14 protein-coding genes and 1 pseudogene are annotated in these 21,122 nt (G+C 70.4%); 8 read left to right on the top strand and 7 right to left on the bottom strand.

From position 1 onward, the window contains the following. Positions 1-82: 82 nt before the first annotated feature. The 3 genes from WMF43_RS05685 (at position 83) to WMF43_RS05675 (ending at position 5,064) form a co-directional block, all read left to right on the top strand. The gene (locus WMF43_RS05685; protein WP_437678030.1) at positions 83-1,648 is read left to right on the top strand and encodes a GumC family protein; all 1,566 of its coding nucleotides are present in this window, start codon (positions 83-85) and stop codon (positions 1,646-1,648) included. Beyond that, positions 1,641-3,518 carry a hypothetical protein gene (locus WMF43_RS05680; RefSeq protein ID WP_437678028.1) on the top strand — a complete coding sequence of 626 codons (1,878 nt, stop codon included), beginning with the start codon at positions 1,641-1,643 and terminating at the stop codon, positions 3,516-3,518. Before WMF43_RS05685 ends, WMF43_RS05680 begins: the two co-directional genes overlap by 8 nt. A gap of 139 nt (positions 3,519-3,657) precedes the next feature. Next, on the top strand, positions 3,658-5,064 hold the full coding sequence (locus WMF43_RS05675) for a hypothetical protein (protein ID WP_437678026.1): 1,407 nt from the start codon (positions 3,658-3,660) through the stop codon (positions 5,062-5,064). A 130-nt stretch (positions 5,065-5,194) separates the two neighbouring features. Here the strand turns inward: WMF43_RS05675 and WMF43_RS05670 are convergent, their stop codons facing one another. From WMF43_RS05670 to WMF43_RS05655, 4 genes are all read right to left on the bottom strand, one after another. Then, positions 5,195-6,868 carry a SpoIIE family protein phosphatase gene (locus WMF43_RS05670; RefSeq protein WP_437678024.1) on the bottom strand — a complete coding sequence of 558 codons (1,674 nt, stop codon included), beginning with the start codon at positions 6,866-6,868 and terminating at the stop codon, positions 5,195-5,197. A 343-nt stretch (positions 6,869-7,211) separates the two neighbouring features. Continuing rightward, on the bottom strand, positions 7,212-8,546 hold the full coding sequence (locus WMF43_RS05665) for a nucleotide sugar dehydrogenase (protein WP_437678023.1): 1,335 nt from the start codon (positions 8,544-8,546) through the stop codon (positions 7,212-7,214). Between the two features lie 204 nt (positions 8,547-8,750). Beyond that, complete coding sequence (locus tag WMF43_RS05660) at positions 8,751-10,232, bottom strand: oligosaccharide flippase family protein (protein ID WP_437678021.1); 1,482 nt, start codon at positions 10,230-10,232, stop codon at positions 8,751-8,753. A gap of 2 nt (positions 10,233-10,234) precedes the next feature. Next, entirely contained in the window at positions 10,235-10,846 is a 612-nt protein-coding gene (locus WMF43_RS05655; RefSeq protein ID WP_437678020.1) for a polysaccharide biosynthesis/export family protein, read from the bottom strand. A gap of 278 nt (positions 10,847-11,124) precedes the next feature. On the opposite strand from WMF43_RS05655, the pseudogene WMF43_RS05650 reads away from it, so the two are divergent. From WMF43_RS05650 to WMF43_RS05635, 4 genes and pseudogenes are all read left to right on the top strand, one after another. Next, a pseudogene (locus WMF43_RS05650) lies at positions 11,125-12,450 on the top strand (3-dehydroquinate synthase); the annotation flags it as partial. Continuing rightward, entirely contained in the window at positions 12,447-13,853 is a 1,407-nt protein-coding gene (gene eboE, locus WMF43_RS05645) for a metabolite traffic protein EboE (protein ID WP_437678019.1), read from the top strand. The pseudogene WMF43_RS05650 and the gene eboE, both read left to right, overlap by 4 nt. Continuing rightward, positions 13,850-14,737, top strand: a complete 888-nt coding sequence (locus WMF43_RS05640; protein WP_437678017.1) for a UbiA family prenyltransferase — start codon at positions 13,850-13,852, stop codon at positions 14,735-14,737. The genes eboE and WMF43_RS05640 overlap by 4 nt, the downstream gene beginning before the upstream one ends. A gap of 80 nt (positions 14,738-14,817) precedes the next feature. Then, positions 14,818-16,428 (top strand): hypothetical protein, encoded by a 1,611-nt coding sequence (locus tag WMF43_RS05635; RefSeq protein ID WP_437678015.1) that lies wholly within the window; start codon positions 14,818-14,820, stop codon positions 16,426-16,428. 36 nt (positions 16,429-16,464) lie between these two features. Here WMF43_RS05635 and WMF43_RS05630 read toward each other — a convergent pair whose 3' ends face one another. The 3 genes from WMF43_RS05630 to WMF43_RS05620 are packed head-to-tail and all read right to left on the bottom strand — an operon-like array spanning position 16,465 to position 19,490. Further along, positions 16,465-17,838: an alkaline phosphatase family protein gene (locus WMF43_RS05630; RefSeq protein ID WP_437678014.1), complete on the bottom strand. Its 1,374-nt coding sequence runs from the start codon at positions 17,836-17,838 to the stop codon at positions 16,465-16,467. Positions 17,839-17,850: 12 nt separating this feature from the next. Then, complete coding sequence (locus WMF43_RS05625; RefSeq protein ID WP_437678012.1) at positions 17,851-18,735, bottom strand: TatD family hydrolase; 885 nt, start codon at positions 18,733-18,735, stop codon at positions 17,851-17,853. Positions 18,736-18,758: 23 nt separating this feature from the next. Next, positions 18,759-19,490: an EboA domain-containing protein gene (locus WMF43_RS05620; protein WP_437678011.1), complete on the bottom strand. Its 732-nt coding sequence runs from the start codon at positions 19,488-19,490 to the stop codon at positions 18,759-18,761. 123 nt (positions 19,491-19,613) lie between these two features. Between WMF43_RS05620 and WMF43_RS05615 the strand changes: the two genes are divergently transcribed. Next, the gene (locus tag WMF43_RS05615) at positions 19,614-21,065 is read left to right on the top strand and encodes a PQQ-dependent sugar dehydrogenase (protein ID WP_437678009.1); all 1,452 of its coding nucleotides are present in this window, start codon (positions 19,614-19,616) and stop codon (positions 21,063-21,065) included. Positions 21,066-21,122: the final 57 nt, after the last annotated feature.

The raw sequence follows: 21,122 nt of genomic DNA, 5'->3' as shown, positions 1-21,122 counted from the left end.
TAGGCAGCCATCCGCGTGCCGGACTGGGATGTGCGTCCTCCGGATCGGGCGGAGCAAGCCAACCTTCGAGGAGCCGGGGACCATGGACAAGAAGATGAACCAGCAGCCCTCCGGGCCCACCCCGCCCCAGGACGCGCTCGCGGCGCTGCCCGTCGACGCGTCGGCGCGCGCCGCGATGGGACCGCAGCCGCCCAGCGTCGCCTCGATGATCAACCGGACGCTGGCGCACTGGTACGTGGCGCTGATCGTGGCGATCGCGGGCGTGGCGTTCACGGCGCTCGTCGTGAAGTCGCGGAAGCCCGCCTACCGCTCCGAGACCGTGATCTTCTACCGGGAGGGCGTGAAGTCGACGTACCTCGGGCCGGACGGGCCCGACCCGCTCCGCACCCTCGCCGCGCGCCTGAAGGAGACGCTGCTCGCGCGCTCCAACCTCCAGAAGGTCGTGGAGGAGTTCAACCTCTTCCCGGACGTCGTCGAGAAGCGAGGCATGGTCGACGCGGTCGACCGGCTCCGCAGCAAGATCACCTTCAAGGCCCGATCGACCGACACGTTCGCGATCTCGGGCGAAGGGGAGACGCGGGAGCTGGCGCAGGAGGTGACGCAGCGGCTCGCGGACATCCTCGTCGAGGAGACGACGCGCATGCGCAAGACGCAGGCGCAGATGACGAACGAGTTCCTCGACTCCGAGCTGAAGCGCGCCGAGCAGGACGTCGAGAAGGCCGAGACCGAGCTCGCGGCGTTCCTGGCCGAGCACCCCGAGTTCGCCGCGGAGACGGCCTCGCCGGGCGGCGCGCAGACCGGCGCCGCCATCCGCGCGCAGGAGCGGCGCGCCACCGACGTCGACCCGACGCTGGAGGCCCTCGAGCGGCAAGCCCCCCGCCTCCGGGCGCGGCTCACCGGCCAGCCGCAGCAGGCGGCGCCGAGCGTCGGGGGGGCGCCGTCCCCCGCGCTCGTCCGGCAGCGGGACCAGGCCGAGCAGGAGCTCGCGAACGCGCGGCGGGACCTGGCCGACAAGCAGTCCCGCTTCACCGAGCAGCACCCCGACGTGCGCGCCGCGGCGACCCGCGTGAGCAACGCCGAGGCGGCGCTGCGGAGGGCCGAGGAGGCGCTCATCCTGCCGCCGACGCCGGACCCGGTGGTGGAGGTCGCCGCGACCGACGAGGCCGAGAAGGCGAAGATCCGGTCCCAGCTCGCCAAGATCGAGCGGGAGATCGCGGCGCGCCGGAGCGCGAAGAAGGGGAACGCGGCCGACGCGAGCGAGACGGCGAAGCAGATCATCAACACCGAGACGGAGTGGTCCCGCCTCAGCCGCGAGAAGACGCGGGCGCAGCAGCGGCTCGCCGACCTCGAGGGCAAGTCGTTCCGCGCGGAGATGGCCGCGAGCTCGGAGCAGGGCGGCTACTCGGCGCAGATCGAGGTGCTCGATCCGGCGTACCGGCCGAGCGCGCCGTCGGGCCCCTCGCGGCTGCTCCTCGCGATCGGCGGGCTCTTCTTGTCCGTCGCGGCCGGCATCGCGGCCGCGGCGGCGCGTGGCATCGTGCTCGACGATCGGGTGTACGACATGGAAGATATCGACCGAATGGCGCTCGCTCCGGTGCTCGTCGTCGTCCCGGCCGCCCCGCGCGCCCCCCGAGGAAACCGTGGCTGAGACGGGCGGAGCTGAGCCGGGAAAGCCCCCGCCGGTCGCATCCCTGGAGCGGGCGCTCGATCAAGTCTGCGACTTCCTGAGTCGCGCCGAGCAGACCGCGCGCGTCCGCGCCCTCGTGATCGAGGCGCGCCGGCTCCGCAACGTGGTCGGGAACTGGCGCTCGATCGCGCCGGACCCGGACGTGCGCGAGGAGATGATCGCGCGCGTCCTGCGCCTCGCGAACGACGCCGAGGACGTGGTCTCGGCGGAGCGCCCGAGCGCCGGCCAGGAGGACCCGAACTCGTCGTTCGACTCGCCGACGATCCGCCAGGATCTGCCGCCGTCGGGCCACCTGAGCCCGCAGCAAGGGATCGGCCTGCGCCTCGGCCCCGGGGCGGCGCCGGGCGCTCCCGGCGGCACGCCGCCGGGCCGTGGCCCGTCGCCCGCGACGGCGCTGTTCCTGGCGGGGCTGCCCCCGGAGCACGGCGAGCACGCCGCGCACCCGGGCATGCGCGAGCCGCCCCAGATCTCCATGGCGCCGGCGCTGCCGCCCGGTCCCGAGCGGCCCGGCGTGAGCCCGTCGCTGACGCGCGTCGTCGATCTCGGCGCGACGCTGAGCAGCCCTGGGCTCGTGTCCAGCGGCGCGAGGCAGGGGAGCTCGCCGGCGCTGCCGGTGCAGGTCGAACGGGTCGTCGCGCCGCCGGCGCGGGACATCGGGGTCCGCGACGTGCCGGTGAGCCCCGCGGGCGCGCCGCCGCACGAGCGCTCGCCGGTCGCCCTGGGCAGCACGATCGGAGGGATCGGCGCGTTCCCCTCGCCCCCTTCCCTCGTCTTCGAGCGCGTGGTGCCTCCGGCCGCGCGCGAGGTGACCGTGCGCGAGGTGCCGGCGACGGCGCCGCCCCAGCCGCCGGAGCGGCTGCCGGAGCGCTCGCTCACCGGCACGTTCGCCTCGCCGCCCTCGCTGGTCTTCAACCGCGTGGTGTCGACCCCGGAGCAGTATTACTCCCCGGACGCGAAGGCGCGGCCGGTGGACGAGGGGTTCGAGGAGCCGCCGTCGCTTCACATCGAGCACATGCGCGCCCGCGGCCAGGACGGCCCCGGGCTGCTCCTTCACCCCGACCCCCTGGGCGGCTCGGGCGAGGTCAGCGTGTGCCCGCTGCCGATGCCGGACTCCGTGGATCCGAGCATCGTGATGATCCACGCGCCGTACTCGCCCCAGGCCGACGCCTACCGCACCCTGCGGCGCAAGCTGCCGTCGGCCGCCTCGACCACGGTCGCCGTGACCAGCGCGGGGTCGGGCGAGGGCAAGACGTCGTGCGCCATCAACCTCGCGCTCGCGCTCCGCGAGACCGTGCGCGGGAAGATCCTCCTCGTCGAGGCGAACATCCGCACGCCGGGCATCGCCAAGGCGCTGCGCTTCGAGCCCCCGCTCTGCTTCACCGCGCAGCTCCAGCGCCACCGCGACGACCGGCTCGCCCCCTGGGTCGTCGTCGAGCAGGCGACGCCGGTGCCCGCCGTGGCGCCCGGCGAGGACGGCGTCGAGTCCTCGGACCGGAACGTGCCGCCGGGCGGCAAACCGAACGACCCGAGGCTCTCCCTCCAGACGCCGGTCCACATCCTGGCCGTCGACCCGCGCAGCGACCGGCCGCCGATGCTCGACGCGGTGGCGTTCTCGACCGGGATCGAGAGCCTCAAGCGCGCGGGCTACTCGTACATCATCATCGACACGCCCCCCGTCCTCGGCACCATGGACATGAACGTGATCGGGGACTCGGTGGACGGCGTCGTCCTGACGTCGGTTGTCAAGAAGTCGACCCGCAGGACGATCCGCCAGGCCATCGAGCAGCTCCGGCCGGCGCCGGTCCTCGGCGTCGTCCTGCTCGAAGCCTGAGCGCCCTCGCCCTCCGGGCGCCTTCCCGCCGGGCGCCGTCCGGGCGCCTTCCCCCCGGGCGCCCCCCGGGCGCCTTCCCTGGTCGAAAGGTCGGCGAAGCGTAGCCGCGCGCCGACTCCGTTGTTACCTTGCGGCCCTCATGCGCTCCGGACGAGGTATTGCGGTCGCGGCCTTCGGCTGCGCCATCCTCACCCATGACCGCGCGCTAGCGCAGGACGTATTCCTCCAGGGCGTCTTCACCGGCTCGCTCGGCGTCACCGACAACGTGAGCTCGACGCCCGAGCCGGCCACGCCCGAGGCGAGGCCCCGCCCCGAGGCCGACGGCTTCGGCACCGTGAGCCCCGGCCTCGTCTTCAGCATCGGCACGCCGCGGACCGAGCAGACGTTGTCGTACACGTTCGCGGCGAGCTTCTTCTTCCTGCACCCCGAGGCGAACTCGTACTCGAACACGGCCGTGTGGTCCGCGCGCTTCACCACGTCGCCGAGGACGACGCTGACGCTCGGCGCGACCGGCGTGCAGGGCCAGACGAACACCTTCCAGCTCGAGCAGGCGCCGGGCACCACGACCCTCACGAGCACGGCGGGCGGGACGACGGACTTCGTGCAGGCGTCGGTGAACGAGGGGTTCTCCTGGCGGATCTCGCCGGTCTGGTCCGCCGGCCAGGCGGCGACCTTCCTCGTGTACAACCCGCTCGAGGACCGGCCGCAGCGCACGTACGGCGCGGCGAACACGCTGAGCGCGCAGCGAATCTTCCAGAACGACGTCGGGTCCCTCGCGCTCTCGGTCGGCTACACCCATTTCGACAACGTCCCGATCGTCGACGACGACCCTGCGACCGAGGACACGTACACCGCGCAGGACCAGCTCCTCAGCACGCTCGTGGCCAGCTGGCAGCACGACTTCGGCCATCACTTCTCGAGCCAGCTCGACCTCGGCGGCGTCCTCGCGACGGACGTGACCGGCGAGGCCACGTCGATCGCGCGGCCGGCCGGGCTCGCCGCGCTGCGCTACACCCACGCCCGGGGCGAGGGCGAGCTCGCGTACTCCTACACGGCCACGCCGAACGTCTTCCTGCAGCAGATCCAGCTCTCCCATCAGCTGACGCTCCGCGCCGCCGCGCCCATCCGCCCCGCGTGGCACCTGTCGGTCGAGGGCTCGCTGGGCGGGCAGATCGCGGAGCCCCTCGACACGAACGAGGAGGGCGAGCTGGTGACGGGGCCGACCACGACCGCGGTGCTCGCCGACGTGGCGCTGGTCTGGAGCCCCGTCGTCGTCATCCCCGACTTCGCGCTCGCGCTCCGCTACCAGCACACGAACCAGCGCACCGAGTCGAGGGTCGAGGGCGCCGACGACGAGCTCCTCTTCCGGAACGCGGTCCTCCTCTCCGTGTCGGGTGCGTTCCCCCGGCGCGCGCAGCCGGGCTCGCGCATCTCGATGACCCAGCCGTTCGGCTCGACGGGCCCTGCGGCCTCGGTGCGCGATCAGCCGTCGGTCGAGCCCGTGGAGGGCTCGGAGCCCGCGTCCGCCGCCGGCGCCGCGCCCTGAGCGCGGGCGCGCTCGCCCTGAGCGCGGGCGCGCTCGCGCCGCTGCGGCTCGGCCGCCGCCTGGCCACGGCTCGGCTGCCGCCTCCCTGACGCGCTCGGCCACCGCCGCGGGCCGCGGCCCGGCGGCGCGTTCAGGTGCGGCGCGCGAGCAGGAAGGCCCGGTCGTCCTCGGGCAGCTGGTCGCCGCGGAACTCCTCGAGCATCTGCGTGAGCTTGTCGGCGATCGCCGCGACCGGGCGGCCGGCGCTGGCGGCGCAGAGCTTGGCGAAGCCGGTGCCGAGCGCGTGCAGGCCGAGCATCTGCTTCGACGAGTTGCGCAGCTCGGTGAGGCCGTCGGTGTACATCGCGAGCACCTCGCCGGGCGCGAGCACGCTCTGGTGCGCCTCCATCGGCACGAGGCCGATCCCGAGCGCCGGGTTGACCGCCGCCTGGAGGTGCCGCAGGCCGCCCTCGGACGTCGCCACGAGCGCCGGCGGGTGCCCCGCGTTGACGCACTCCATGCGACCCGTCGCCGGGTCGAGCGCCACGGCGACCATCGTGACGAACGATTGCTCGGGCAGGTACTCGCAGAGGTAGGCGTTCAGCCGGTCCATCATGCCCGTGATGCCGCGGCCGGCGTCGACCGTCGCCCGCACCATCGTGTGCACGCTCGACCCGATGAGCGCGGCCTGGAGCCCCTTGCCGCAGACGTCCGCCACCGCGAGCAGCAGGCGGCCGTCCGGCATCGGGACGATGTCCACGTAGTCGCCCCCGACCCACCGGCACGGCTCGAAGCCGAGCGCCACGTCGAGCGCCTTGAACTCCAGCCGCTTCGGGACGAACGTCCGCTGGATCTGGTGGGCCATCTCGAGCTCGCGCTCGATCGCCGCGTGCGCCTGGGCGTGCCGCCGCGCCTCCCACGCCGACTCGGCCTGCTGGTAGACCTCGGCGGCGAGCGCGATGAGCCCGAGCCACTCGACGCTGCCGAAGTCGGGCGGCAGCGTCACGTAGAGCAGGTTCATCAGCTGCTCCTCGACGCGCAGCGGGCACGCGACGACCCAGAGGGCCATCACGTCGCGCGACATCGTGAGCTCGACCGTGGCGCTGTCGCTGACCAGGTTGCCGGCAAGGACCGGCTCGCGCGTGTCCTGCACCGCCGCGAGCACGCGGCGCGAGATGTACGGCGGCGCGATCGAGTCCTCGCGCCGGAGCGACTGGAACGGGCGGTGCGGCCCGGACAGGATCGTGAGCGCGCCGTTCTGCCGGAGCCGCAGCGCGAGCGCCATGCTGCCGTGGAAGTCCTCCCGGACCATCAGCTGGCAGAGCGCGTCGAACCGGTCCGTGGCGTCCTCGATGCTGAGGAGCCGCCGCGACAGATCCATCAAGGTGAACAGGTGCTTCGCCGCGATCCGCGGCGGGTCGAGCTCACCGAGCTTGCGGATCGCGGTCGGTTTGTCCTCCTCGAAGTGGAGGCCGCCCGGGTCGAGCGGAACGCGCGGGGCGCGCGCCGTGAGCTGGAACTCGAGGATGTAGTCGCCGATCCCGATGCGGTCGCCCGGCTTCAGCACCTTCTCGTTCACCCGCTCGTCGTTGACGAGGGTGCCGTTGGTGCTGCCGAGATCGCGGATCCACCACCGCCCGAACGGATCGCAGAAGAGCTCCGCGTGGCGCCGGGAGACCGTGTAGTGGTCGAGCGTGAGCTGAACGCCCGGCGCCCTGCCGATGACGATGTGGGACTCGGTCAGCGGCCGCCGCGTGCCCGGGAGATCGCCGAGGCGGATCTCCAGGTGGCCCTTCCACTCCGAGCTCGATGGCGCAGGGCCCAAGCTCTCATCTGCGGGCGACATCGTTCGACCTGGCCCGACCATGGGCGGCGGCGTGGACATGGACCGTCTTCGATGGGTACCGAACCGGCGCCCTGACATCAAGGGGATGCTCGCGATTTCGCGAGGACAGCGGGGATCTCGCGCGTCGGCGCTCGGCGTCACACCGCGGTCGTCATCTCGTCACCGGAAGCAGCGGCGAGGGCGCCCCCGGGCGGGGTGCCCGGTCACAACGCCCGGCCCCTGCCCGGCCCCGCACGGCGCAGCGCGGCGTGGCGCAACGCATGGAGTTGCGCCACGCGCGCCGGCGGGTCAGGGGGGCGAGCGCCGCGCCGGGCGCCCTCCGTCAGGCCTTGATGACGTTGGGGTGCGCCGTGCGGTAGACGCCGCGGGCGTCGACGATCACGGCCGCGTGCTTGAGCACCACGTCGTAGTCGACCACCGAGTGATCGGTGACGATCATGACCGCGTCGTGGCCCTTGAGGGTGTCCTCGTTGAGCGGCACGGACGTGAGCTCGGGCAGGTGCGGCCACGTGCGCATGCGCGGCAGCTTGGGCACGTGCGGATCGTGGTAGCTCAGCACGGCGCCGAGCCGGCGGAGGAGCTCGATGATCTCGAACGCGGGGCTCTCGCGCGGGTCGTCGATGTCCTTCTTGTAGGCGACGCCGAGGAGCAGGACCTTCGTGCCCTTCATCGGCTTGCCGCGCTCGTTGAGCCCGAGCTGGAGCTTGTTGACGACGTAGTGCGGCATCTCGACGTTCACCTCGCCGGCGAGCTCGATGAACTTCGTCGACACGCCGTACTCGCGCGCCTTCCAGGAGAGGTAGAACGGATCGAGCGGGATGCAGTGGCCGCCCCAGCCCGGGCCCGGGTTGAACCGCATGAAGCCGAACGGCTTGGTCGACGCGGCGTCGAGCACCTCCCAGACGTCGATGCCCATGGCGTCGTAGACGACCTTGAGCTCGTTCACGAGGGCGATGTTGATCGCCCGGAAGATGTTCTCGGTCAGCTTCGCTGCCTCGGCCGCGCGCGCCGAGGAGACGGACACGGTGCGGGCGATCGCCTGCGCGTAGAGGGTCTGCGCGAGGGCGAGCGAGGCGCGATCGACGCCGCCGACGACCTTCGGGATCGTCGCGGTGCTGTGGTCGCGGTTGCCCGGGTCCTCCCGCTCGGGCGAGAAGGCGAGGTAGAAGTCCTCGCCCATGCGCAGGCCCGACTGCTCGAGGACGTTCTTCACGAGCTCGTCGGTCGTGCCGGGGTACGTGGTGGACTCGAGCACCACGAGCTGCCCGCGCCGCAGCCGCTCCTTGATCTTCTGCGCGGAGCCGACGACGTAGCTCATGTCGGGCTCGCGCTGCGGGGTCAGCGGGGTGGGCACACAGATGAGGATGGCGTCGGGCTCGTCGAGCCGCGAGAAGTCCGCCGTCGGTATCAGCCGCCCGGTCTTTGCTGCCGCCGCAACGCGCGCGGGATCGAGGTGCTTGATGTAGCTCTTCCCCTCGCTGAGCGCGGTGACCTTCTCGGGGTCCACGTCGAAGCCCAGCACGCGGAAGCCCTTCTCGATGAACGTGAGCGCCAGCGGCAGGCCGACATAGCCCATGCCGATGATGCCCACCAGCGCTTCGTGCGAGGTGATCTTCGCCAGGAGGCTCTCGACCGCAGCGGGATGCGTCTCTGCCATTTCCTTTAATCTCCAGTGGTGGAGGGGAGCCGTCTTCGGATCCCGACCCATGTTGAAGAGAGGGCACCGACGCTACCACAGGCCCCCAAATTTCGCGCGTCCGTCGATGCGGCCCGCCGCACACGGAGGAGGGAGGTCCTCAGGGGGTCGGCCCGCCGGGGCCCTGGGCCCAGGGGGCGTCAGCCCGCGACATCCGCCGACATTTCAGCGCCGGCGACGGATCGCTTCGCGGGCGAGCTTCAGGAAGTCGCTCGACGCCTGCCGCGCGATGAGCAGCGCGGACACGACGAACGCCAGCGCGCCCGCGACCACCTCGGTGCCGAGGCGGACGCCGCGGGGCAGCGGGCCCAGCGACTGCATGCCGTAGCGGACGGCGAGCACGGCCGCGACCAGGGGAAGGCACGCGAGCAGCGGGCGCACCAGGGGGCGCAGCATCCGCAGGTAGGGGATGCCGTCGGCGCGGTGGACCATCCAGAGGCTCGCCAGGCCGTGCAGCCCGAACGCCACGCCGACGCCGGCGCAGGCCCAGAGCACGCCGCCGAGCCACCCGAGCAGCGAGATGCTGCCCACGATCGCGGCCACCTTGAGCCACTCCAGGACCATGATCGTCCGCGTCCGGCCGTAGACCTGCATATAGGACGACACCACCCAGCCGATCGGCCGGGTCACGCCGAGCGCGGACAACACGGCGAGGAGCGGGCCGGCCGGCTCCCAGGCTTCATTGAAGAAGGTGTCGTTCAGGATCGTCGGGGCGACCGCCCCGAGGCCGATGGCGAGCGGGAAGATGAGGAGCGACAGCAGGGTGAGCGCCCGGATGAGCGAGGTCTTGCGCTGCTCCGGCTCGAGCTTCGAGAAGGACGGGACGAGCACGTCGCCGATGCGCTCGCCGACCTGGGAGGCCGGGATGTCGGCGAGGTTCCAGGCGAGGTTGTAGAGCCCGCCGACGTGCTCCCCGAAGAGCCGGATGATGACGAGGTTGTCCCATTTCGTGGAGCCGAAGTGCGCCATGGCCCCGAAGTTGAGCGGGATGCCGAAGGAGAACAGCTGGCGCGCCTTCTCGCGCGACAGCGGGCTCGGGGTGAGCCACTCGGCGAGCTTCACGGCCGGGAGCGTGATGATCACGCGCACGACGGCGCGCAGGAGCGTCGCGACCACGATGGCGTTCCCGCCCCAGCCGAGCACCGCGAGGGCGACCGACGCCGCGGTGTAGGTGAGCTCGCCGGCCGTGTTGCGCAGGCTGACGCTGCGGAAGCGCATCTCGCGGATGAGCAGGCGGTCGGGGATGTACCAGAGCCGATCGATGAACATCGCCACGATCAGCCAGGGCATGTACTCGAGCATCTTGGGCGCGCCGACGAGGTGCACCGCGATGGGCTCTCGCAGGAGGTACACGGCGCCGAGGGCGGCGACGCCCGCCACCATGAAGTAGACGGTCGCGTTGAAGACCATCTGGCGGTCGAGCTCCGGCCGCGACGCGATGTACTGGCCGATGCCGAGGCTCGACATGCTGTGCGCCGTCATGGCGACGACGGAGGCGGCCGAGACCTCGCCGTACACGTCCGGCGCGATGAACCGGGTGAGCACGAGCGTGCCTATCAGGCCGAGGACGCGCGAGCCGAGCCCCGTCGCGATCGTCCAGACGGCGCCGAGGACGGCCTTGCGAGCGAGCGCCGAGGAGCCCGCCACGTTCAGGGCACGAAGACGGTATCGCCGGCCTTGAGCACGAGGTCCTGCTCGGGACGCTCGCGCGAGGCGATATCATCGTAGTTGATGGGGATCTGGCGGAACTTGCCCGGCTTGTCCATGCGGATGAGGAGGATCTGATCCGTGGACGCGAACTGGTTCGGTCCGCCGGCGAGCGCGAGCGCCTCGGAGACGGATACGTAGTAGTTGGACGCGTAGATGCCGGCGCGCGCGACGTTGCCGCTGACCACGAACCGGTAGCTGTTGATCCCGGTCACGGCGACGGTGATCACGGCCGTCTCGTCCTTCACGAACTCCGAGAGCCGCTTCTTCAGCTCGTCGCGCACCTGGGTCGGGGTCGAGCCCGCCACCCGGACGTCGCCGATGAGCGGCATGGTGATGACGCCGTCGGCCCGGACCAGCGCGTCGCTGGACAGGTCGCCCATGCGCCACACGTTGATCCGGAGCTGGTCCCCTACCCCGATCACGTACTCGTGCGACCGCGGGTCGTACTCTTTCGCGTAGTTCGCGGGGTTGTAGACATACGTGGGAGAGCACCCGGCGGAGAGGGCGGTCAGGGCGAGCCCTGCCGCCGCGCTGAAAAGCACTCCTCTCATGAATGACCGTTTCGTGCGACGGGCTGTGCCTTCCATGGCGTCTGTCGAGGAGGGGTGAGCGGGCTGTACGGCGTTCGCTCGTCGCGATCGTCCCGCGTCCGTGAGGCGCTCTCTTCAGCGCGCGGGAGCGCGGAGGGAGCGCAAGGGAGCGGACGCGAGGATGCCGAGCGGCGGCAGCATTGCAGGAAGGTCGTCCGCCGCCAAGGGGAAGTTTTCGTCCCGCTGCGGGGGCGCCGGATCCGCGCGAGGAACGAGCTTGACGGCCCGAGGGCCGCTCTCAAAGCTCGGCTTCGATGCTGCTTCACGTCCAGCGGTTCGCGGTCCCCTTCGAGTACCCTGTGTATTTCACCGACGGCGTCTTCTCGCCGGAGAGCGGCGATCTCGCGGCCGCCGTCGCCTCGAAGGAGCCCGGCCGGCGGCACCGCGTGCTGCCGGTGATCGACGGCGGCGTGGCCGCGGCGTGGCCGACGCTCGCGGAGGACATCGCGCGCTACGCGGGCGCCCACGCGGAGCGGCTCGCGCTCGCGGCCGAGCCGATCGTGGTGCCTGGCGGCGAGGCCGCGAAGAACGACGGCGCCGCGACGGCGGCGCTGCAGGCGAGGCTCGACGCGCTCGGGATGGATCGGCACGCGTTCGTGATGATCGTCGGCGGGGGCGCGGTGCTCGACATGGCCGGCTACGCGGCCGCGACGGTGCACCGCGGCGTGCGGGTGGTGCGGATCCCGACGACGGTGCTCGCGCAGGCCGACTCCGGCGTGGGGGTGAAGAACGGCGTCAACGCGTTCGGGAAGAAGAACCTGCTCGGCACGTTCGCGCCGCCGTTCGCGGTGCTGATCGATCCGCGCTTCCTGGAGACGCTGCCGCTGCGCGACCGGGTGGCCGGGATGGCGGAGGCGGTGAAGGTCGCGCTGATCCGGGACGCGCGGCTGTTCTCGTGGCTGTCGGAGCAGGCGCCCGCGCTCGCGGCGGGGTCGCTCGGTCCGCTCGCGGAGCTCGTGCGGCGCTCGGCGGAGATCCACCTCCGGCACATCGCGACCGGGGGCGATCCGTTCGAGCTCGGGAGCGCGCGGCCGCTCGATTTCGGGCACTGGGCGGCGCACAAGCTCGAGTCGCTCACGAGGCACAGGCTCCGCCACGGCGAGGCGGTCGCGATCGGCATCGCGCTCGACGCCGTCTACGGCGAGCTGGCCGGCGTGAGCCGCGCGGGCACGGCGGCCGCGGTGCTCGCGCTGCTCGAGGCGCTCGGCTTCGCGCTGTGGGACGACGCGCTGGCGATCGCGGCCGAGGGGGGCGAGCGGCTCGCGGTGCTCGACGGGCTCGCCGAGTTCCGCGAGCACCTCGGCGGCGAGCTCACGGTGACGTTGCTCGAGGAGGTGGGCCGCGGGCGCGAGGTGCACGTGATGGACGAGCGGCGCGTGACCGCGGCGATCGAGCAGCTGCGCGAGCGCGCCGGTCGGCGGGCCGCGCCCGGCGCGCGCCGGGACGCGGGGGCGGGCGCGGCGGCCGGGGCTACGGAGGCGGCGAAGGCGACGGACGCGGCGAAGGCGACGGACGCGGCGAAGGCGGCGGGCGCGGCGGGCGCGGCGAGGCGGGCGCGATCATGAGGCTCGCGTGCGCGGGATCGCCGCACCTCACGTACTGCACGAACATCCATCCGGGCGAGACGTGGGCGGAGGTGAAGCAGAGCCTGGAGGCGCACCTGCCCGCGATCTGGTCGCGCGCGGCCGGCGGTGGGGGCGGCGCGCCGCACGCGGGCGGCGTGGAGGGCGGCGCGCCGCGCGCGGACGGCGTGGAGGGCGGCGCGGGCGGCGAGCGCCGCCGGCGGGGCGTGGGTCTGCGGCTCTCGGCGAGGGCCGCCGCCGAGCTCGCGGCGCCGGCGGAGCTCGAGGCGTTCCGCGGGTTCCTCGACGAGCACGGGCTCTATGTCTTCACGCTGAACGGCTTCCCCTATGGTCGGTTCCACGGCGCGCCGGTGAAGGAGCGCGTGTACCTGCCCGACTGGCTCGACGACGAGCGCCTCGCCTACAGCGATCTCCTGGCGACGCTGCTCGCGGCGCTGCTGCCGGCGGAGGACGGCCTGATGGGCAGCGTCAGCACCGTGCCGGGCGCGTTTCGCCCGCGGGCGCGCGCGCCGGGCGACGCGGAGCGGATGGCGCGGCGCCTCGCGAGGCACGCGGCGCACCTCGTCGAGCTCCAGCGCCGCACGGGCAAGCGCGTGGCGCTGGCGCTGGAGCCGGAGCCGTGCTGCTTCCTCGAGACGACGCCCGAGGCGATCGGCTTCTTCACCGATCACGTCTTCTCGCGGGAGCGCGCGCGGGAGCTCGCGGCGCTGACCGGGATGAGCCTGTCAGGCGCGGAGGAGGCGCTGCGGGCGCACCTCGGCCTCTGCTTCGACGCGTGCCACATGGCGGTCGAGTTCGAGGACGCGCCCGCCTCGCTCGCGGCGCTCGACGCGGCGGGGATCGCCGTGCACAAGGTGCAGATCAGCGCTGGCCTGCGCGCGAGCGTGGCGGACCGCGATCCGGCCGTGGTCGCGCGGCTCCGCGCGTACGCGGAGGACGTCGTCTACCTGCACCAGGTCGTGGAGCGGCGCGCGGGCGGGGGCGAGCTCGCGCGCTACCTGGATCTGCCGGAGGCGCTGTCGGCGCTCGAGGGAGCGCGGGCGGCGCCGCCGGAGGAGCGGCCGGCGGAGTGGCGCATCCATTTCCACGTGCCGATCTTCCGCGAGATCGAGGGGGCGCTCGCGACGACGCAGCCGGAGCTGGCGGCGCTCCTGGCGCACCTCGGCGAGCGCCCCGCGACGCAGCACCTCGAGGTGGAAACTTACACCTGGGATGTGCTGCCGGAGGACCAGCGTCGCGGGGGCGTGGTCGAGGCGGTGGCGCGGGAGCTCCGCTGGGTGGAGGAGCGGATGACGGGGCGAGGGAGCGCCGGCGGGCGAGAGGGCGCCGGCGGACGAGAGGGCGCCGGCGGGCGAGAGGGCGCCGGCGACGGAGAAAAACCATGACGACGAGCTCACGTGCGCGCGTGTACCTGCGGCTCGGCCGCGTCTCGAACCTGCCGACGGTCTGGACGAACGTGCTCTGCGGCATGGCGCTGTCGGGGGCCGGCCTGCGGGCGTCGGCGGCGGCGCTGGTGGGACTCGCGGCGTCGCTCATGTACGTGGGCGGGATGTTCTTGAACGACGCGTTCGATCGGGAGATCGACGCGCGCGAGCGCCCGGAGCGGCCGATCCCCTCCGGGCTGGTGAGCGCCCGCGAGGTGTTCGCGGTGGGCTACGGCCTGCTCGGCGCGGGCGTGCTGAGCGTGGGGGCCTATGCGCACCTGGCGGGCCGCGGCCTGGGAGCGGCCCTGGCCGGCGCGCTGCTCGCGGGGGCGATCGTGCTGTACGACGCCTGGCACAAGGGCAACCCGCTGAGCCCGGCGCTGATGGGGCTGTGCCGCGTGCTGGTCTACGCGATGGCGGCGCTCGCGGCGGGGGGGCAGCTCGGGACCGCGGTGCTCGGAGGCGGGTTGTCGCTGCTCTTCTACCTGATCGGCCTGACGGCGATCGCGAAGCAGGAGAACCTCATCTCGGTGCGCAGCCTGTGGGCGCTCGGCTTCATGGCGGTGCCGTTCCTCTACGCGATCGGCGCGCCGCTCGCCGGGATGATGGGGACGATCGCGTACGGGGCGCTCGCGGGCTGCGTGATCCACGCGGTGAGGCTCCTGCGGGGGACGCGGAGGGACCGGATCCCCCGCGCGGTGGTGACCCTGATCGCCGGGATCTCGCTGCTCGACGCGGTGCTCATCGCGAGGAGCGGCGCGCCCGGGGCGAGCGGCGCGGCGGCGCTGGCGATGCTGGGTTTTCCGCTGACGCTGGCGATGCAGCGGGTGGTGAGGGGGACGTGAGGAGAGGTCGGAGAGCTGCGCTTGGCGCCATTCGATGAGCGCATCGTGACACCACGATGCCGTTGCGGAGAGGATCGTCGATGGAATACCGACACACTGGACTCGCTGGGATCATCCTTCTTGGCTCAGCGCTGACCGGCGCCAGCTGCGGGCTGCTCCTTCAACTGGAAGATTTTGAGGATGCCCCCGAGCCGGGCGACCAGAGTTCAGGCGGAGGCACCGCGACGACCTGTACGCCCAACATCACGGAGCAGTGTTATAGCGGCCCTCCTGGCACGAAGGACGTAGGCGCATGCAGGCAAGGGACACGGGTGTGCGACGTCAGTGGAGAGACATGGGGCGTCTGCCGCGACGAGGCTCTCCCCGGACAAGAGAGCTGCGCATCCACGCAAGATGAGAATTGCGATGGCCTCGACTGCACCCTATGGGCGCGCACGTTCGGCGAAGAGGGGAGAGTCAACGCGATCGCCACCCACGACAACGGGCACATAGTCGCCGCAGGATCGTTCGAGGGATCGATACAATTCGAAGAACAGCCCCTCCTTGGTTCAGGGAGAAGCGACATATTCCTCGTCGCCTTCGACAGTTTTGGCGTGCACAAGTGGAGCCGCCAGTTCAGCGACGCAGCAGATCAGGAAGCCACATCCGTGTGCGTCGACTCCTCCGGCAGCACAGTGGTCGCAGGAGTGAACGAAGGCTCCATAAATTTTGGCGGCCGCGACGTCGGCCCCGGACTGTTCATAGCAAAGTTCGACAGCAACGGAAAACACTCGTGGAGCTGGGGATTTCCGGCAGACCCCATCAGCAGCCTCGCCTTCACACCTCCAAGGGTCAGCTGCGCGCTCGACGACAGCATCGTTCTCACAGGAGCATTCGCAGGAAGCCTCACCATTCACGAGTCGAGCTTGACCTCGAGCCCCGCAAGCAGGTCGGACATCTACGTCGCCAAGCTCGACAGCAGCAGCGGCGCACTGAACACGTCATCCGGTGGATGGGTGAAGCACTATGGAGGCTCGGGTTCAGACACATTACTCGACGTTGCCATCGATCAAGGAAGCAACATCATCATAACAGGAAACCACGACGAAGAAGTTCGCTTCGGCGAGCTGACGCCCATCCCTGGCAGAGGAATGTTCCTGACCAAGCTAGACAGGAACGGGGTCCCCAGCTGGAGTCATGGGTTCGCCGGCGCCCAGTCGTCCTCGTTGGATGTTGACATGCTCGGCGACATTGCTGTGACAGGGGCCTACAAGGGACAAATACACTTCGGAGGCGACGAGCTGTTGCAAGGGCCACAGGGGATATTCGTGGCAAAGTTCGACACGACGGGAAACCACATGTGGAGCCGCGGATTCACTGGCGGCACCAGCTCCATCACGTCGAGCATTCGCGCCGACGCGCTCAACAACCTGGCCGTCTTTGGCACGTTCAACAGCGAGCTGAGGATTGACAACGAGATCCTGGTCGCCGGCGAGCTACCCGCTGTGCTCGCCGTGAAGCTCGATCCAAGCGGCAACGTCCTGTGGAAGAAGCCTTACGTCAATCGCGGCATAGCCGTGGGCACAGCGGCGGACGTCGACGACAACAACGAGCTCGTCGTCACGGGATTCTCCGAGGGAGACATCGATCTAGGAGCCGGGCCGATATCAATCGAGCACAGCGCCATCTTCTTCGCCAAGCTCGGAATTTAGCCCGAGCCACACAGACCGAATCAACGAACGACCACGTCAACCGAAAATGTGTTCGAGCACCAACCTGCTCACGTCGGTTGCAGCAAGCCCTTCCTCGGGCAGCAACGTGGGATCGGAGGACAGAATCACTGGACCTTGCTCGGCGCGCTCGTGGAGGCGCCCGTGGGATCCCTTTACCAGGGACGTATCCAGCGGGATCACATCCATCAGATAGCGGAAGCCGAGCTTCTTCTTCAGCAATCTCCACGCGACGTGAGCCGGCAACCCGATCAGGGCAGGGTCGGCGAACAGCTCAACAGGGTCGTAACCAGGCTTGCGGTGAATGTCGACAGTTCTGGCAAACTCTGGCGCCCTGTCATCATCCAGCCAGTAATAGTAGCTGAACCACCGGTCCTCACGAGAGATCGCGACGAGCTCGCCCGATCTCGGGTGGTCTAATCCGACGACGCGCTTGCCTTCGGCGTCGAGCACGGAGTCTACGCCGTGCAGCTTCTCCAGCATGGCTTTCAGCTCTGCGACCCGCTCCGGGCGGCGCACGTAGACGTGCGCCACCTGATGATCAGCGACGGCGAACGCCTCGGACGCTCCAGGGTCGAGCTTCTCCAGCCCGCGTTCGACGCGGACGCGCAGCAATCCCTGCTCGCGCAACACACGATTAATATGCACGGCGCCGGTCACGCGCGTGATGCCGTACTCCGACAGCACGATCACCCGCGCCCCGTCCTTGCGCACATGGTCGATCAGCTCACCGCATACGGCATCGACGGCGCGCAGGTCATCCTTGATCCCCGGGTGATCCGGCCCTAGCCGCTGCAAGTTATAGTCGAGGTGCGGGAGGTAAACCAACGTCAACGTCGGCCGTCGCGTGTCGTACACGTGGCGCGCGCACCGCGCGATCCACTCCGTCGACCGGATATCGGCGTTGGGACCCCAGAAGTTGAACAGAGGGAACTCGCCGAGCCTGAAGACGAGCTCGTCGCGCAGCGACGCCGGCTCCGTATAGATGTCCGGCAGCTTGAGCCCGTCCGCCCAGTAGATCGGCCTCGGCGTAACAGCATAGTCTGCCGAGCTATACATGTTGTACCACCAGAACAGCTTGGCACACGTGAACGTCGGATCGCGCCGGCGCGCGGCCTCCCAGATCTTCTCCCCCGCCACGAGCTGGTTCGCCTGGCGCCACAGGTTCACCTCGGCGATGTCGCGGAAGTACCAGCCGTTCGCGACGCAGCCATGCCCGCTCGGGAGCAGGCCCGTCGTGAAGGTCGACTGGACCGTGCACGTGACCGCGGGCAGCACGGTCTGCAGCGGGCGCATCGTGCCGTCCTGCGCGAGCCGCTTCAGGTTCGGCGTGGCGTCGCCGAGGAGCTCGCCGGTCAGCCCGACGACGTTGAGGACGACGGTGCGGTGCATGAGCGCCCTCGATCAGCCTCGCACGACGGGCGTCTGCCCGCGCAGCACCGAGTTGCCCTGGAACAGCGCGCGCTGATCCACCGCGGGCGCCTCTCCGAACTCCGCGAGGTCCAGCCGGCCGCTCTGCGAGAAGAAGGCGAGCGGGTTCTTCCATACGATCCGCTCGATCACGTCGTCCGCGATCCCGGCCTCGCGCATCCGCGCAGCCGTCTTCGGCACCTTCAGCGGATCGCTCACGCCCCAGTCCGCCGCGCTGTTGATCACGATCCGCTCCGCGCCGTACTTCTTGACGAGCGCGACCATGCGATCCTCATCCATTTTGGTGCTCGGGTAGATCGAGTGGCCGGCCCAGCAGCCGGTCGCGAGCACGAGCGGCAGCGTCTCCTCGTTGTTGTGGTCGACGAGCACCCGCTCCTCGGGGAACCGGAGCTCCCGCACCAGGGCGAGCGTCCGCTCGGTGCCGCGCTTCTTGTCGCGGTGAGGCGTATGGACGAGGACAGGGAGATCGTGCGCCCGCGCGAGCTCGACCTGCTGGGCGAAGTATTTCTCCTCGTCCGGCGTCATGTCGTCGAACCCGATCTCGCCGACCGCGACGACCCCCTCCTTGTCGAGGTAACGCGGCAGCAGGTCGATCACGCCCTGCGCCACCCGGGGGTCGTTCGCTTCCTTCGGGTTGAGCGCCAGCGTGCACAGGTGGCGGATGCCGAACTGGCTGGCCCGGAAGCGCTCCCACCCGAGCAGGGACGCGAAGTAGTCCTCGAACGTGCCGACGTGTGTCCTCGGCTGACCGAGCCAGAACGCGGGCTCGATCACGGCGGCGATGCCGGCGGCGGCCATCGCCTGATAGTCGTCGGTCGTGCGCGATGTCATGTGGATGTGAGGATCGAACAGCTTCAAGGGTCCCTCCGCCTCGTGCGACGTCACCCGGGGATCCGCGTCGCGCGGTCGTGCTCCTGTTCCAGCGAGAGCAAGCCGATGTCGGCCGGAACACTCCGACCAGCCGCCCTCCGTTCACTCGCGAAGTCCTCGGCCATGCGGGCGAGCTCGCTCGATCGCCGCTTCTCCAGCCCGATGATCCTGGCGAGCGCCACGCCCATGAACATGGCCTTGAGGACCATCTGATTGAAATTCAGATCGGGAAAATAGGCGGCCGGGTATGGGTTCTCGCAAGCGATCGCCTCGAAGACGGGCAGCTCGTTCGTGCGGCACGCATCGATCGCGAGCGGCGCGAGGCGCTCTGCGCCGGTGACGAGCGGCAGCGCCCGCAGGAGCGCCTGGCGTTCTCGGCCGTCTCCTTGCCGGTAACAGCTCCCCAGCACCAGCTCGAGCGCCGGTCCCGGCAGGCGCCTCGAGACCAGCGCGACCAGCGCCACACGGCCGAGCTCATCGAGCCGCCATCCCTCGAGCGACCCCACCACACCGGCTGCCGCCAGGGCGTCTCGCTCGGCGGCGTCGAGCCCGAGCTGCGCCTTGCCGAGCGCACGTGCCGCCGCAGTGAACGTCGCCAGAAAACGGCCGTCGTCGAAGGGGGTCGAAGCTTCGGTCAGGGATGCGCCGCTCGCCTCGTCACGGCGCACACCGGCCATCACCTCGACGCGCTCCAGCCAGGGCCCCGCCGCCGTCGGAATCCGGCGCGACAGGATCTCGAGCAACAGTAGGGAAGGGTCTTCCATTGTCGTCTATCGCCGCGTTCGCCGGTCTCCTCTGCTTACGGGACGGCGCCCGGCCGCGAAAGTCATACCAAGGCGCGGGCTGTTCGGATAGTCTCCTACGGCATGATGGACCAGAAGCGTTCCTTTTTCTCTTTCGTGCCGCTCGCAGCCGCCCTGTTCGGGCTCGGCTTCATCCTCAATGCCTGCGGCAGCGACACCGACGGCGGCGGCGGGGGATCCGGTGGCGGCGGAAGCGGCGCGGGTACCCCGACGGGCACGACCACGGGTACGGGCGTGGCTCCCGGCACGGGCGCCGGCACCCCCACAGGCCCTGGCACGGGCGGCGGAGACGGTACGTCCACGAGCGGAACCAGCGGATCGGGGGCCGGACCTACGACCGGGACCGGCGCGGGCGGACATGGATCGATCGACTGCGACGACCCGGCCGGGACCGTGCCCGCGCTGAAGCTCACGGAGGTCGTCAGCGGCTTGAATCGTCCCCTCTACGTGACGAGCGAGCCGGCCGACGCCAGCCGGCTCTACGTGGTCGAGCAGGGCGGCACGATCCGCATCGTCAGCGGAGGCGCGCTGCAGAGCGGCGCGTTCCTCGATATCACGTCCATTGTCCAGCAATCCGAGTACGCTGGCGATGAGCGAGGCCTCCTCGGGCTCGCGTTCCATCCTGATTACGCGAGCAACGGCAGGTTCTTCATTTTCCACAACACGAGGGCGCGCTCCACGGTGCTCAAGGAGTACAGGCGCTCATCGGACAACCCGGATCTGGCCGATCCGACGCCCGTGCGAGAGTTCTTCACGGTCACAGGGCTGAGAGGCAACCACAACGGTGGAATGCTCGCGTTCGGCCCCGACGGCATGCTGTATGTCGGCGTAGGCGACGGCGGCAGCGATGGCGATGCGCAGGATCCGGATTCCAACGGACAGAACATCGAGACCAAGAAGGGGAAGATCCTGCGGATCGACGTCGACAACTACCCGACCCCTCCTGCGGGGAACCTGACCGGTGGAGATCCGGACATCTGGGACTACGGGCTGCGCAACCCGTGGCGCTTCAGCTTCGATCAGTGCAGCGGCGATCTCTATATCGGCGACGTGGGCGCCAAGGACATCGAGGAGATCAACATCGAGCCTCGCGGCCAGGGGAACAGGAATTACGGCTGGAGCATCTTCGAGGGATCCAACTGCTTCCAGCCGACCCAGGAGCCCGGGTGCGATCTTCCCAACCATACGCTGCCCGTCAAGGAGCTCAGCCACGGCACGGGCGACGGCGGGTCGATCACGGGAGGCTACGTGTACCGCGGCAGCAACATCCCGGGGCTGCGCGGGACTTACCTGTACGGGGACTTCTCCAACAACCGTATCTACAGCCTCGTCTGGAAGAACGGGGCGCTCGTGTCCAGCGGCAACATGTCGGCCAACCTCGGCTCCGAGGACACCCTCCAGGCGCTCGCGTCGTTCGGAGAGGACGCCGCGGGCGAGCTCTACGTGGTGGACTATGCGGTCAGGAACGCCAATGGCACCGTAAGCGGCCGGCTGTATCGGATTGACCCCGAGTGAGCGTATCCGACGAGCTCGTCGGCGTGAGCGCGCTGTTGGTAAAGTTCTAGTTCGCAT

It is taken from the genome of Sorangium sp. So ce131 (genome assembly GCF_051519095.1).
In the GTDB taxonomy this organism is placed as follows: domain Bacteria; phylum Myxococcota_A; class Polyangia; order Polyangiales; family Polyangiaceae; genus Sorangium.
The sequence above is the reverse complement of the archived record's forward strand: the minus strand, read 5'-3'. Positions and strand labels throughout refer to the sequence as shown.